This is a genomic window from Achromobacter sp. GbtcB20 (genome assembly GCF_019091095.1).
Lineage (GTDB): Bacteria > Pseudomonadota > Gammaproteobacteria > Burkholderiales > Burkholderiaceae_B > Achromobacter > Achromobacter mucicolens.
The window spans coordinates 73,577-85,944 of sequence record NZ_JAGXJZ010000020.1 but is presented as its reverse complement, the minus strand read 5'-3'; the positions used below and the strand labels follow the sequence as shown (position 1 = coordinate 85,944).

The window sequence follows — 12,368 nt, the reverse complement described above, 5'->3', positions numbered from 1 at the left end:
TCCTTGAAAAACGATCACGACCCCCGCTTGGCGCAGGTGCGCAACTGGCTGCAAGGCCTGCCCCCTGCCCTGAACCTGGCCGTGGAGACGCTGCGCCCCGCGTCGGCTGACGCAAGCTTTCGCCGGTACTTCCGGCTGGACGCGGGATCGCGGACCCTGATTGTCATGGACGCCCCGCCCCAGCACGAGGACTGCCGCCCGTTCCTGCATGTGGACAAGCTGCTGGCGGACGCCGGGCTGAACGTGCCGGCCGTGCTGGCGCAGGACCTGGACCAGGGCCTGCTGCTGCTGTCCGATCTGGGCGAACAAACCTATTACCAGCGCATCCAGGACGGCCTGGACGACGCCCAGCTGCAGACGCTGTACCGCGAGGCGCTGGCCGCCCTGGTCAAGCTGCAACAGGCCTCGACCGCCGGGCTGGGTGTCTACGACGGCACGCGGCTGGCCGACGAGCTCAAGCTGTTCCCCGAGTGGTACGTGCAAAAGCACCACGGCGTGACGATGGACGACAAGACCGCCAATGCGATGGAAAAGATCTTCGCCCTGCTGTCGGCCAGCAACGCCGGGCAGCCGCAGGTACTGGTGCACCGCGATTTCCATTCGCCCAACCTCATGGTCTGCGACCAGCCGCAATACGGCCCCAACCCGGGCGTCATCGACTTCCAGGATGCGCTGGCCGGTCCCATCACCTACGACCTGGCGTCGCTGGTGACGGACGCCCGCACCACCTGGGAAGAACCGCAACAGCTCGACTGGGCGATCCGCTACTGGGAAATGGCGCGTGCGGCCGGCCTGCCGGTCGACGCCGATTTCGCCGAATTCCACCGCGCGTATGAATGGATGGGCCTGCAGCGCAACCTGCGGATCCTGGGCGTCTTTGCCCGCCTGAACCATCGCGATGGCAAGGCCCACTACCTGGCGCACATTCCACGCGTGAACGGCTACGTCCGCCAGGTGGCGCAGCGCTATGGCGTCTTCACGCCGCTGCTGCGCCTGCTGGACCGCCTGGACGACCGCCAGGTCAGCGTCGGATACACGTTCTGATGCGCGCCATGATTCTTGCCGCGGGCCGCGGCGAACGCATGCGCCCGCTGACCGACCGCCTGCCCAAGCCCATGCTGCCGGTCGGCGGCAAGCCGCTGATCGTCTGGCATCTGGCGCGCCTGGCCGCGGCCGGCATCCGCGACGTCGTCATCAATCACGCCTGGCTCGGCCACGAAATCGAACGCGCGTTGGGCGACGGCGCCGCGCACGGCGTGCGCATCAGCTATTCGGCCGAAGCCACCGCGCTGGAGACCGCGGGCGGCATCGCCCAGGCGCTCCCCCTTCTGGGCGACGACCCGTTCCTTGTCGTCAACGGCGACATCTGGTGCGACTGGAACCCGGCCGACGCGCACGACGCCGCCGGCCTCGTGACGCAGGGCGGCGCATGGCTGCTTCTGGTGGACAATCCCGCGCACCATCCTGCCGGCGACTTCGTCCTGACGGCCGAGGGGCGCGTGCTGGCGCAGGGCGAGCCCCGTTTGACCTTTGCAGGCGTCGGCGTCTACCATCCTTCGTTGTTCGCGGACGTCCCGCGCGGCCAGGCCGCGCCGCTGGCGCCGCTGCTGCGGCAGGCGATGGGCCAAAACCAGGTGCGCGGCGCGCGGCATGCCGGCCGCTGGACCGACGTCGGCACCCCGCAACGGCTCGCCGACCTGGACGCGGAACTGGCCAGCGCGGCCGCGTGACGCTCACATATTTCACAATATCAAGGTGCGCAACGAGGCTTGTCCGCGCACGCAACGCCCCCGGCTAACGGGGTATTCTCTGACGCTTTGGCATGCGCGCGCGCCTGCCCACGAGCACATACACAGGAAGTTTTCTAGGAATGGGGATGTTTGGAAGATCGCAACGGGCCACGTTCAAGCCCTCCGTATACCAACCGGGACAACGCACGCGCCGCATGCCGCGCTGGCTCGTTCTGCTGCTGGTTGGCATTGCGCTTGGCGCGGGCGGCGTGCTCTTCCTGCAAACCAACTACGGTCCGCAACGCCTGACCGTCGAACAATCCGAACAGCTGCACAGCGAGCTCAGCGCCTCCAACATGGAGCGCCAGCGCCTGCAAACCCAGCTTGAAGAAGCTACCCAGCAGCGCGACGCCAACAAGGCCGGTCACGAAAAGCTGACCACCGACCTGGCGGAAAGCCGCGCCAAGATCGAAACCCTGAACAAGGAACTGGTGCTGTTCCAGGACGCCATGCCGCCCGACCCCCGCGGCGGCAACCTCGGCATCCGCTCGGCCACCTTCAAGCGCGCCCCCGGCCTGCTCGACTACCAAGTGCTGGTGATGCGCGAAGAACGCACGGGCGCGCCCTTCAAGGGCACGCTGACCTTCGCCATCGAAGGCTCCTACCCCAACGGCCGCTCCGCCACCGTGACGCCGGAAGGCCCCGCGCTGACGGTCGACCGCTACGACTACGCGCTGGGCCAGCTCAAGCTGCCCGACGGTTTCACCGCCAAGGTCGTGGTGCTGCGCGTGCTGGACGCCAATCAGAAGCAGCAGGCGATGCGGATCTACAACGTACGCAACTGACACACGCCACTGATGGCCGCCAATCGGCCTGAACCGGCCCCCAAACCCGCCCCTCGGCGGGTTTTTTATCGCCTTCAAAAATTGGTTGCGCGCGCAACATGCCGGGCATATAGTTGCGCAAACAACCAAATTCTGGAGACAGCATGACGCTCCCCTCGCACGTTCCCGTCCTGATCGCCGGCGGCGGTCCGGTCGGTCTGACCCTGGCCGCCCTGCTCGCCGAGTACGGCATCGCCTCCCTCACCGTTGAGGCCGATGAAGGCTATTGCAGCGGCAGCCGCGCCATCTGCATGTCGCGCCGGTCGCAGGAGATCCTGGGCTGGATCGGCGCCGACCGGCCGCTGATCGACACGGGTCTGGCCTGGACGGGCGGGCGAAGCTACTACCGCGACCGCGAAGTCCTGCACTTCCAGATGCCGCACGATCCCCTGCAGCGGTACGCCCCGATGGTGAACATCCAGCAGTACTACGTGGAGGAATTCGCGCACCAGGCCATGCGGCGCCATCCCGGCCTCGCCACGCTTGCCTGGTCGGCACGCGTCACGGCCGTGCAGCCCGGTCCGGACGGCGTATCGGTCGAGGTGGAGGCGAACGGCGCCCGCCAGACGGTGCGCGCCGATTGGCTCGTCGCCTGCGACGGCGGCCGCAGCACCGTGCGCGACGCGATGGGCTTGAAGCTGGAAGGCATGCAGTACGACGGGCGCTACGTCATCGTCGACATCGAACAGGCATCGCAACGGCCCGTCGAGCGCCTTGCGTGGTTCGATCCGCCCTCCAATCCGGGGTCCACGCTGCTGATGCATCGCCAGCCCGGCAACGTGTGGCGCGTCGACTACCAGATCCGCGACGACGAAGACCCCGACGAAGCCGTCAAGCCGGAAAACGTGCTGCCGCGTGTGCAGAGCCACCTGGACATGATCGGCGAGACCGCGCCCTGGAAGCCGCTCTGGATCTCGATCTACAACGCCAAGTGCCTGACGCTGGATCGCTACCGCCACGGCCGCGTGCTGTTCGCGGGCGACGCGGGCCACCTCGTGCCGATCTTCGGCGTGCGCGGCCTGAATTCCGGGCTGGACGACGCCGGCAACCTGGCCTGGAAACTTGCCTGGGTGCTGAAGGGCCAGTCGCCCGACGCCCTGCTGGACAGTTACAGCATCGAGCGCGTCCATGCCACGCGCCAGAATCTGGCCTACGGCGCCAAGAGCACGGAATTCATGGCGCCGCCGGACTTCGGCTTCCGGCTCATGCGCGAGGCCGCGCTGCGCCTCGCGCTGGTGGACGACGGCGTGCGCTCGCTCATCAATCCCCGCCAGTCCGCGCCCATCTCGTACGACACCTCGCCCTTGAACCGCGAGGACCGCGCCCCCGAGGCCGGCCCGGCGGCCGCGCCGGGCCAACCCGCGCCCGACGTGCTGCTGCAGGATGGCGACGCGCCGCAATACCTGACCGCCCATTTCGGCGCGGGCTTCGTGGCGCTGGCCATTTCGCCCGACCCGGCAGTGTCGGCCGCGCTGGATGCGCTGGCCGCGGCCACGCAGGACGCGCCGCGACCACTACAGGTGTTGCGTGCCGGCCCCGACGGCCTGGCCGACCCGCACGGCCAGCTCGCCTTGCGTTACGGCCACCAGGCCGGCGCCGTCTACCTGCTGCGCCCCGACGGCTACGTGCTGGGACGCTGGGTTGCGCCTGCCGCCGCCGACCTGCGCGCCGCGTTGGCGTCCTACTACCCCTCGCTCACTTCCACCGCCACCTCGAAAGGCCACGCATGAATCCCGAAGCCCTGGACCAGGTCTACACCCGCATGGCGCAGACGCTCACGCGCGTCGGCGAATCGCGCGCGCCGCTTTTTCTGTCGATACTCGGCTTGTCGCTGCTCAGCCGCCTGCCGTCAGCCGAAGAAGCCCTGTCGCTGCTGGCGCAGGCCGAAGCCGCCAGCCTGGATGACGGCGGTGTGGCAAACTATCCGGCCTCATCCTGCGCGGGCGCCGATCCCGCCCGTCCGACGTGAAAACGCCCGCCCTGGAACGATTCCTCACCTATCGCCTTCACGTGCTCAACAAGATCACGGACCGCGACACGAATCGGGCCTATCTCAAGGACTGCGACATTCCGCTGGGCGAGGCGCGGTGCCTCGCCGCCATTGGCCGGTTCGCACCGCTGTCGGTCAACGACCTGGCGCGCGCCGCCAACCTGAACAAGGGCCAGGCCAGCCGCTCGGCGCAGGCGCTGGTGGATCGCGGGCTTGTCGAAAAGACGGTCTCCGCGTCCGACGGACGCGGCGTGGTGCTGGCGCCGACCGCCGACGGCCTGACGCAGTACCGCCGCATCGTCGACCTCATTGCGCGCCGCAACGACGAAATCTTCGGCTGCCTGACCGCCGATGAACAGCAGCAATTCGGCGACATGCTCGACCGCCTGATCGGCCACCTGCAAACCGAGGCCGGCGACGCGGCGGACTGAGCAGCGGGCCGCTCGGTCGGCCGCCGAGGTCAGGGCTGCGCTTTGGGCGCCGTCGCGCCCGCGTGTTCGGCCGCCTCGTCCATGAACTGCGCCATCCGCACATCCAGCTCGGTCACACCGCCCGCGTCATGCGTGGTCAGCGTCACGTCCACGCGGTTGTAGACGTTGGTCCACTCGGGATGATGGTTCAGCTTTTCCGCGAACATCGCCACCCGCGCCATGAAGCCGAACGCGGCGTTGAAGTTGGGAAAGCGATAGCGCTTTTCGATGGCATCGCGCATGGCCACGGCCTGCCAGCCGGTGAGCGCGGCAACCGCGGTATCGGTACCGATGCAGGCGGGAGGAAAATCGCTCATCACAGACTCCGGAAAGAAAAGGCGGCCGCGCATCGCGCCAGCCGCCTGACAGCAAGGAACGCGCCCGTGCTTACTGCCGGACCGCGTACAGGTAGATCTCCACGCGCCGGTTCAGCGCGCGCCCTTCGGCCGTCGCATTGTCGCCGATCGGATCGTTCGGACCACGGCCTTCCACGGACAGACGCGTGCCCGCCACACCCTGCTTGGCCAGGTAATCGGTCACGCTCCTGGCGCGGTTCACCGACAGCGTCTGGTTGTGCGCAAGCGAACCCGTGCTGTCGGTATGGCCGACCACCTTGGCCCGCAGCTCGGGATGCTGGTTAAGCGACCGCGCCACGCTATCGAGCACCGGCAGCAACGCCGGCTTGAGCTGCGTCTTGTCCGTATCGAACGACACGCCGCTGGGAATATTGACCTTCAGGCTGCCGTCGGGCATTTCCACGACGTCGATGCCCAGCGACGAGGCGCCGGAACTCTGCACGTCCTCCTTGACCACCTTCCAGTTGTAGCCCACCAGGCCGCCCGCCACCGCACCGATGCCCGCGCCGATCGCCGCGCCCTTGCCGTGCCCGATCAGCGCGCCAATGCCAGCGCCCAACGCCGCGCCCGCGCCCGTACCGACAGCGGTATTCGTTTGCTGTTGCGTCGCGCAACCGGCCAGCAGCACGCCCGCGGTCGCAAGCACGGCGATCCGGTTGATTGTTCTTGAGTTCATGGCAACCTCCACTGTCCATCCAGATACCGGTTCATTCCGGCGAGGATCATGCTAGCAAGGGGCTGCGGGGCGTCGGGCAACATTTTGTACGCCCCCGAATCCCGTTGCGCCGAGCGATATGATGCCGCTATCAGCGGAGGCTCCCATGACCGTGGCACGCACTTACTTTCTAGATAGAACCAGCGCCGACCAGCTTGCCGGACTCTGCAGCAACCGGCAGGACTTCCATCTGGAAAACGTCGAGGCCCTGAATCCGACGCTTGCGCGCCTTCAGGCCCTGTTGAGCGAAAGCGGCCTGAGCAGCGAGGTCATTCAGGCGCCGCTCAATCCGCCGCCAGGCGTGGACGACCTGCTGAACGTGGCCGCGCCGGCCTTCGGCCTGCTGTCCGGACTGGTCCGCGCCGCAGGATGGGCGACGCGTCCGGCCAGCGATGTGCAGCTACGGGTAACGTCGGCACATTCGCTGAGTGTGGTGTTCGCCACCGCTGCCAAATGATCGATGTTTTCTAGAGGGCCGCGCGCCAGGCCGACCCCATGAGAGTCAGTCATTCCAACGGATTGGAGGGACTATGCCCATTCGGGCTGAGTGCGCACGGCTGCCTCCTGCTGACGCTCCGGCGGACCGGCCAAGAATGCAAAAAGCCCACCGAAACCGGTGGGCTTTTTGATGTACTGCCAAAGAATTCTGGTGGGCTGTGAGTGGCTCGAACACTCGACCTACGGATTAAGAGTCCGCTGCTCTACCAACTGAGCTAACAGCCCTGCGAGTCACTCACTTTGATCTGCTGCCGCGCTATGCGCCGTAGCGTTTCGTTATGTGTGTGCTGCGAAGAAGAAAGATTATATGGGGCTTTTTTTATTTGTGCAAGTCGGGTGGCGAAAAAGTTTCGACGAACAGGATCAAGCCGCGTAGCCGCCGTCCACCGCGAGGCTCGCGCCCGTGACGTAGCGGCCTTCGGGTCCTGCCAAGAATGCGACCATCCCGGCGATATCGCGCGCGTGGCCGTAGTGGGGCAAGGACAGCACCGCCACCATGTCGGCGGCGCGGTCGCCGTCGGCCGGGTTCATGTCGGTGTCGATGGGACCAGGGTGCACGACGTTTGCGGTGATGCCGCGCGGACCCAGGTCGCGGGCCAGGCCTTGCGTCAGGCCGACCAGCGCGGATTTGCTGGCCGCGTACAGCGCGACGCCTGCCCGACCGGCGCGGGCTGCCAGGCAACTGCCGATGTTGATGATGCGTCCGCCATCGGGCATGGCTGCCTGAACCGCCTGGATGGCGACGAAAGGCGCGCGCACGTTGACGTCCATCGTCCGCTCGTAGTCGTCCAATGTGTTGTCCGCGATGTGCCCGGCCAGGAAGATGCCGGCGTTGTTGACCAGCACATCCACCGGTCCGAGCTCGCGAATGGCGGTTTCCACGGCGCGCCTGACGGCGGCGGCGTCGGCGGAATCCGCCTGGATCGCCGCGGCGCGGCGGCCCTGCGCCTTCAGTTCCTGCACCAGCGCCTCCGCGAGCCCGGCCGACGACGCGCTGACGTACGTGAAGGCCACGTCCGCGCCGTCGGCCGCAAGCCGGCGCACGATGGCGGCGCCGATGCCGCGGCTGCCGCCGGTGACGAACGCCACTTTGCCGTTCAAGTTCTGCATGGTCAAACCTCGTTTTGTAGTGATCGGTACAAATATCATCGCCGGGCGCGTGATGGCTGGTCAATGAATTTTTTATCGATCAACACAAAATAGTCGGCACGGGTAAAATCCCCGGCATGGCTGAACGAGGGCGCCCGCGCAACTTCGACCGGGACCAAGCCTTGCAAAAGGCCATGGAAGTCTTCTGGTCGAAGGGATATGAAGGGGCATCGCTGACCGATCTGACGGAAGCGATGGGCATCAACTCGCCCAGTCTTTACGGTGCCTTCGGCTCCAAGGAAGGCCTTTTCCGGGAAGCCGTCCAGCTGTACCGCGATACGGAAGGCGGTTCGGCGCGGCGCGCGCTGCTGGCTGCGCCCACCGCGCGCGACGCCATCGAGGCAATGCTGCTTGCCTCGGCCGAGCGTTTCACGGCCCCGGGGCTTCCGCCTGGCTGCATGATCGTGCTGGGCGCGCCGGCCGGTTGCGACAACCAGGCCAGCGTGGGGCATTTTCTGGGGGACAACCGGCGCGAGATGCAAAGTCGCATCCTTGCCCGCCTGACCGCGGGCGCCGCGCAGGGTGAATTGCCCGCCGGGACTGACTTGAAAGGATTGGCCGCGTTCTACACGACGGTGCTGCATGGCATGTCGATCCAGGCCCGCGACGGCGCCAGCCGCAAGACATTGCAGGCGGTGGCCCGGCAGGCGATGCGCGCCTGGGACGCGCTTGCCTACGACGCCTCGCCGCCTTCCGGCGATCCGCCGGGCCGCGCCCGCAGCTGACGGATGCCGTCATGTTTCGTGTCGACCTGCGGCGTCTCATCCTGTGGATCAGCCTGCTGTCGGTCCTTGTGGTGCTTGCGGGCGGCTTGCATGCCAGCTATCTGGTGCAGCGCGATCTGCTCTTGCGCAATGCGATGGACACGAATCGCATCTATGCGTCCAAGCTGGCGCTGACCACCAATGCGCTGCTGAACGACATCCACCGCTACCTTTCCTACACCGCCGACGAATTGGCCGACATGGAAAGCCACCCCGAGCGCATGGCGGCGGAGACGCGGCGGCTGGAACAGCAGATGGGCCACTTCAATTCAAGTTTCGTGGCGTCGCCTCAAGGCAAGGTGCTGGCCGTGTCGCCGTCGTATCCGCAATTGCTGGGACACCAGCTGGTCAGCGATGCGGTCAAGCAGGCGCTCGCCGTCCGCCAGCCCACGATCAGTGAGCCTTTCAAGGCCAGCAACGGGCGTTGGCAGATCCTCTATACCCATCCGATTTTTTCGCGCGACTACCGCTACCTCGGATTCATCGCGGGGTCGCTCTACCTGCACGAAGACAATGTGCTGGACCGCTTGCTGGACGAGCATTTCTACCGCGATGGTTCATTTCTCTATGTCATCGACCGCAACGGCACGCTGATCTACCACCCGGACCGCGCGCGGCTGGGCAAGCCCGCCCCCGACAATGACACCTTTGCCGCGGCACGGCGCGGCGAAACGGGGGAACAGCGCTTCATCGACAGCGATGGCCGCGACATGCTGGCCGGTTTTGCGCCGGTTCCCAGCACCGGCTGGAGCATCATCGCGCAGCGGCCGGTGGACAGCACGCTGCGCCCGCTGGCCGACCTGCTGATGGCCACGGTCCGCAACACCCTGCCGCTCTTGATGCTATCGGTCGTTCTGATATGGCTGCTGTCGCGTTGGATCGCACGCCCGTTGGGGCAGATGGCAAGTATTGCCAAGCGCATGCAGGACCCGGATTCCGCGGACCGGATCCGCGCCGTGCGTTCATGGTATTTCGAGGCCGCGCAGTTGCGGCGCGCGCTGCTGACGGGGCTGGCGTCGATGCATCACAAGCTCAGCGACCTGCGCCAGGAGAGCACGACCGACACGCTGACGGGCCTTCTGAACCGCCGCGGCATGGACGAGGCACTGGCGCTGTTGGGCGCCGAGGGGACGCCGGTGGCCATCGTGGCGATCGATGTCGACCACTTCAAGCGCATCAATGATCGCTACGGCCACGCGGCGGGCGATCAGGCCTTGCAGGCATTGGCCGGCGTCATGCGCGAGGGTTCGCGCAGTGGCGACGTGCTGACGCGGCCGGGCGGCGAGGAATTCGTCATGCTGCTGCCGGGCGCCAGCATGGCGGCGGCCATCGGGATCGCGCAGCGCCTGCGCGCGCGCCTGGCGTCCGCGGAAGGCTCGCCCCTGCCCGTTTCCATCACGATCTCGGTGGGTGTGGCGCATTACCCGGACCAGGGCCCGACACTGGAAGCCGTGTTCGAGCGCGCGGACCAGGCGCTCTATTACGCCAAGAATCACGGCCGCGACAGGGTCTGTGCGGCCGACGACACCGCGCCGGAGGGATTCCGGACGATGCCCTGAGCGTTAGCGTCGCACGCCGATGACAGCAAGAAGGCCGGCAATGTGCCGGCCTTCTTGCCTATTTACTTCTTGGCCGGCGCAGGCGCCTTGGGCGGCTTGCGCATCTGCTCCAGCAACGGTCCGCAAGCATTGTCGTCATTCGCGCTGGGCGCGATCAGCGCCAGCAGCCCGGCCGCCGGCGTCAGCAGCACGCCCAGCGCCACCATGCCCGCGCCGCGCGCCGCCAACGGCGCGACGTGCACGCCCACGTCGGGCGAACCGAACGTCCCCCGCACGTACAACGGCGAGCGCAAGGAGAAGATGCGAAAGCCCTTGCTGTCCGGGTCGATATCCAGATCCAGGGTCTCGTCCTTGAAGCTGGCCGAGCCGGTGATGGTGATCAACGCGTTGTCGGTGTCGAACACAAAGACGCGCGGCGTCATCACGCCCCGTTTCAGCTCCAGGTCGGCCGCGCCGCAGTTGATCTTCACTTCATCGTCGCCGAACAGTTTGGAGACCACATAGTTGGCGACGTTCAGTCCCGCCAGCTCCATCAGGCTGCGGCTGATGACGCCGTCGTTGACCAGCATCTTGACGTCGCCCGTCGCCGTGCCCAGCAGGGCCGCCACGGAGTTGCCAGTGCCGCTGATCGCCAGGTCGCCGTTGAGCTCGCCCAGCGTTTTCTGCATGGCTTCGGCAGACGGAAACAGCTGCTTGAGCTGCAACCGGCGCGCGTGCATGTCGATGCGTCCGGTAAGCGGCGCTTTCGAGCCGTCCAGTCGCGCCGTCGCGTTCATCGTGCCGCCGGCCATGCCGAAGCGCAGCGGATCAAGCGTGAGCTTGCCGTCCTGCAGGATGACGTGGACCGACAGATCGGACAGCGGCAGTTTGCTGTCGTGGACGATGCGCGCCGCGTCCAGCGACACGTCCGCATCCATGTCGCGCCAGCGGTCGGTGCGGAACTCCTGCGTGGGCAGAACCTTGCCGCCCTTGGGCTTGGCGGGCGCGTCCTTGGATTTGTCCGTGTCGGCCTTCGGACCGCCGCCGGACGGCACGCCGATCAGCGGGCCCAGGTCGGCCATTTGCAGCAGCTTGGACGACAGCTTGCCCGTCAGCTTGGGACGGGGCGCACCCAGCGCGAACCTGATGTCGCCATGCAGATCGCTGTCGCCGACCTTGCCGTTGAAATTCTTGTAGTCGAACACCGCCCCGCCGGGGTTCTGCAGCTTGGCCACCAAGTGACCGTCGGTGCTGTAGGGCGGCGTGTCCGGCAGCGTGACGCCCGTCAACGGATACAGCTGCGCCATGGACGAGCCGGACAATTTCAGGTGCAGGTCCAGCGCGCCCAGATGCACGGGATCGGTCAGCGTGCCCGCGACCGAAGCGCGCGTGCCGCCGATGGCCACGTCGGCCTGCAAGGGGAACGGCTGCTTGGGATCCTGCAAGGCCAGCATGCCGCCGACCTTGCCCTCGCCCTTGGTGGACAGCCCCTTGTATTTGCCGTCGACCTTCCATCCGAACACGTAGTCGCGCGGCGCGACGGCCGATCCGTCCTCGGGCACGAAGGATTTACCGGCCACGTCCGCGAATGGCACGGGCTTGCCCAGCGGATCGACCAGCACGGTCAGGTCGGCCTTCATGACTTCGTCGGCATAGCCGACGCGCCCCTTGTCAAAGCCGATCTCATTGATGTCCAGCACCCACGGGGACGGCTCGCCGGACTCCGGCAGCGTGAAGACCCAATTGGCGCGGCCGTCTTCCAGCCTTTCGAGGTCAGCCGCGGGCTCGGTCAACTGGATATGACGGATGACGACGTGCTGGGCCAGCAGCGGCAAGGGGGACAGGCTGAACTCCGCGCGCTTGAGGGTGGCGAAGTGCGGCGCCTTGCCCCATTCGGTATTGGCGATGGTGATGTCGTTGGCGACCACACGCGGCCACGGCACCCAGCTGCGCCAGCCGCCCTCTCCCGCCTCGCGCTGCCATCGCACGCTCAGGTCGCCGTTGATGGCAAACGGGCGGCCCATGGCCGCGGTGGCCCGTTCGTTGATCATGGGCTTGGCGCGGTTCCAGTCGAACGTGGCGATCACGATCACCATTACCGCCACCAGCAGGGCAATGCCCCCTACAATCCCGATCGCTATTTTTCTTGTTCGCGTCATGGTTACTATCCTTGGCTTTGCTGCCCGGCCGAACCGCGCTGGCCGGATCACTACCCCAGGGTATCGCGGCCGGCAGCGACGGTCGGACGGAACGACGCCATAATGTGTGCGGATT

13 protein-coding genes and 1 tRNA gene are annotated in these 12,368 nt (G+C 66.7%); 9 read left to right on the top strand and 5 right to left on the bottom strand.

Features of this window, described 5'->3' with window-relative positions; translation table 11 throughout:
- The first annotated feature begins 3 nt into the window (after positions 1 to 3).
- From KVT32_RS22290 to KVT32_RS22265, 6 genes are all read left to right on the top strand, one after another.
- Positions 4 to 1,044: an aminoglycoside phosphotransferase family protein gene (locus KVT32_RS22290; RefSeq protein ID WP_152383487.1), complete on the top strand. Its 1,041-nt coding sequence runs from the start codon at positions 4 to 6 to the stop codon at positions 1,042 to 1,044.
- The gene (gene murU, locus KVT32_RS22285; RefSeq protein ID WP_175157434.1) at positions 1,044 to 1,730 is read left to right on the top strand and encodes an N-acetylmuramate alpha-1-phosphate uridylyltransferase MurU; all 687 of its coding nucleotides are present in this window, start codon (positions 1,044 to 1,046) and stop codon (positions 1,728 to 1,730) included. Before KVT32_RS22290 ends, murU begins: the two co-directional genes overlap by 1 nt.
- A gap of 146 nt (positions 1,731 to 1,876) precedes the next feature.
- Entirely contained in the window at positions 1,877 to 2,575 is a 699-nt protein-coding gene (locus KVT32_RS22280; RefSeq protein ID WP_056320887.1) for a DUF6776 family protein, read from the top strand.
- 143 nt (positions 2,576 to 2,718) lie between these two features.
- The gene (locus KVT32_RS22275) at positions 2,719 to 4,344 is read left to right on the top strand and encodes an FAD-dependent monooxygenase (protein ID WP_217618861.1); all 1,626 of its coding nucleotides are present in this window, start codon (positions 2,719 to 2,721) and stop codon (positions 4,342 to 4,344) included.
- The gene (locus KVT32_RS22270; RefSeq protein ID WP_152383484.1) at positions 4,341 to 4,583 is read left to right on the top strand and encodes a hypothetical protein; all 243 of its coding nucleotides are present in this window, start codon (positions 4,341 to 4,343) and stop codon (positions 4,581 to 4,583) included. Before KVT32_RS22275 ends, KVT32_RS22270 begins: the two co-directional genes overlap by 4 nt.
- Positions 4,580 to 5,035: a MarR family winged helix-turn-helix transcriptional regulator gene (locus KVT32_RS22265; protein WP_152383483.1), complete on the top strand. Its 456-nt coding sequence runs from the start codon at positions 4,580 to 4,582 to the stop codon at positions 5,033 to 5,035. Before KVT32_RS22270 ends, KVT32_RS22265 begins: the two co-directional genes overlap by 4 nt.
- Before the next feature lie 29 nt (positions 5,036 to 5,064).
- Here the strand turns inward: KVT32_RS22265 and KVT32_RS22260 are convergent, their stop codons facing one another.
- Entirely contained in the window at positions 5,065 to 5,391 is a 327-nt protein-coding gene (locus KVT32_RS22260) for a 4a-hydroxytetrahydrobiopterin dehydratase (RefSeq protein WP_062841672.1), read from the bottom strand.
- 70 nt (positions 5,392 to 5,461) lie between these two features.
- On the bottom strand, positions 5,462 to 6,106 hold the full coding sequence (locus KVT32_RS22255) for an OmpA family protein (RefSeq protein ID WP_062841671.1): 645 nt from the start codon (positions 6,104 to 6,106) through the stop codon (positions 5,462 to 5,464).
- A gap of 145 nt (positions 6,107 to 6,251) precedes the next feature.
- On the opposite strand from KVT32_RS22255, the gene KVT32_RS22250 reads away from it, so the two are divergent.
- Entirely contained in the window at positions 6,252 to 6,602 is a 351-nt protein-coding gene (locus KVT32_RS22250; protein ID WP_175157432.1) for a hypothetical protein, read from the top strand.
- A gap of 190 nt (positions 6,603 to 6,792) precedes the next feature.
- On the opposite strand, the gene KVT32_RS22245 is transcribed toward KVT32_RS22250, so the two are convergent.
- Both KVT32_RS22245 and KVT32_RS22240 read right to left on the bottom strand, forming a co-directional pair.
- Positions 6,793 to 6,868: transfer RNA gene (locus KVT32_RS22245), tRNA-Lys, on the bottom strand.
- Between the two features lie 138 nt (positions 6,869 to 7,006).
- Positions 7,007 to 7,753: an SDR family oxidoreductase gene (locus KVT32_RS22240; RefSeq protein WP_217618860.1), complete on the bottom strand. Its 747-nt coding sequence runs from the start codon at positions 7,751 to 7,753 to the stop codon at positions 7,007 to 7,009.
- Positions 7,754 to 7,869: 116 nt separating this feature from the next.
- Here KVT32_RS22240 and KVT32_RS22235 point away from each other — a divergent pair, with 116 nt between their 5' ends.
- Both KVT32_RS22235 and KVT32_RS22230 read left to right on the top strand, forming a co-directional pair.
- Complete coding sequence (locus tag KVT32_RS22235) at positions 7,870 to 8,517, top strand: TetR/AcrR family transcriptional regulator (protein WP_217618859.1); 648 nt, start codon at positions 7,870 to 7,872, stop codon at positions 8,515 to 8,517.
- An 11-nt stretch (positions 8,518 to 8,528) separates the two neighbouring features.
- Positions 8,529 to 10,115: a sensor domain-containing diguanylate cyclase gene (locus KVT32_RS22230; protein ID WP_175157429.1), complete on the top strand. Its 1,587-nt coding sequence runs from the start codon at positions 8,529 to 8,531 to the stop codon at positions 10,113 to 10,115.
- Between the two features lie 62 nt (positions 10,116 to 10,177).
- Here KVT32_RS22230 and KVT32_RS22225 read toward each other — a convergent pair whose 3' ends face one another.
- On the bottom strand, positions 10,178 to 12,253 hold the full coding sequence (locus KVT32_RS22225) for an AsmA family protein (protein ID WP_056320857.1): 2,076 nt from the start codon (positions 12,251 to 12,253) through the stop codon (positions 10,178 to 10,180).
- Positions 12,254 to 12,368: the final 115 nt, after the last annotated feature.

What these genes read in the sequence shown, in the direction of transcription:
- KVT32_RS22230 (WP_175157429.1), top strand. Translation starts at nt 8,529, where the DNA reads ATGTTTCGTGTCGACCTGCGGCGTCTCATCCTGTGGATCAGCCTGCTG.
- KVT32_RS22260 (WP_062841672.1), bottom strand. Translation starts at nt 5,391, where the DNA reads ATGAGCGATTTTCCTCCCGCCTGCATCGGTACCGATACCGCGGTTGCC.
- KVT32_RS22235 (WP_217618859.1), top strand. Translation starts at nt 7,870, where the DNA reads ATGGCTGAACGAGGGCGCCCGCGCAACTTCGACCGGGACCAAGCCTTG.
- KVT32_RS22275 (WP_217618861.1), top strand. Translation starts at nt 2,719, where the DNA reads ATGACGCTCCCCTCGCACGTTCCCGTCCTGATCGCCGGCGGCGGTCCG.
- KVT32_RS22225 (WP_056320857.1), bottom strand. Translation starts at nt 12,253, where the DNA reads ATGACGCGAACAAGAAAAATAGCGATCGGGATTGTAGGGGGCATTGCC.
- KVT32_RS22240 (WP_217618860.1), bottom strand. Translation starts at nt 7,753, where the DNA reads ATGCAGAACTTGAACGGCAAAGTGGCGTTCGTCACCGGCGGCAGCCGC.
- KVT32_RS22255 (WP_062841671.1), bottom strand. Translation starts at nt 6,106, where the DNA reads ATGAACTCAAGAACAATCAACCGGATCGCCGTGCTTGCGACCGCGGGC.
- KVT32_RS22250 (WP_175157432.1), top strand. Translation starts at nt 6,252, where the DNA reads ATGACCGTGGCACGCACTTACTTTCTAGATAGAACCAGCGCCGACCAG.
- KVT32_RS22280 (WP_056320887.1), top strand. Translation starts at nt 1,877, where the DNA reads ATGTTTGGAAGATCGCAACGGGCCACGTTCAAGCCCTCCGTATACCAA.
- murU (WP_175157434.1), top strand. Translation starts at nt 1,044, where the DNA reads ATGCGCGCCATGATTCTTGCCGCGGGCCGCGGCGAACGCATGCGCCCG.
- KVT32_RS22270 (WP_152383484.1), top strand. Translation starts at nt 4,341, where the DNA reads ATGAATCCCGAAGCCCTGGACCAGGTCTACACCCGCATGGCGCAGACG.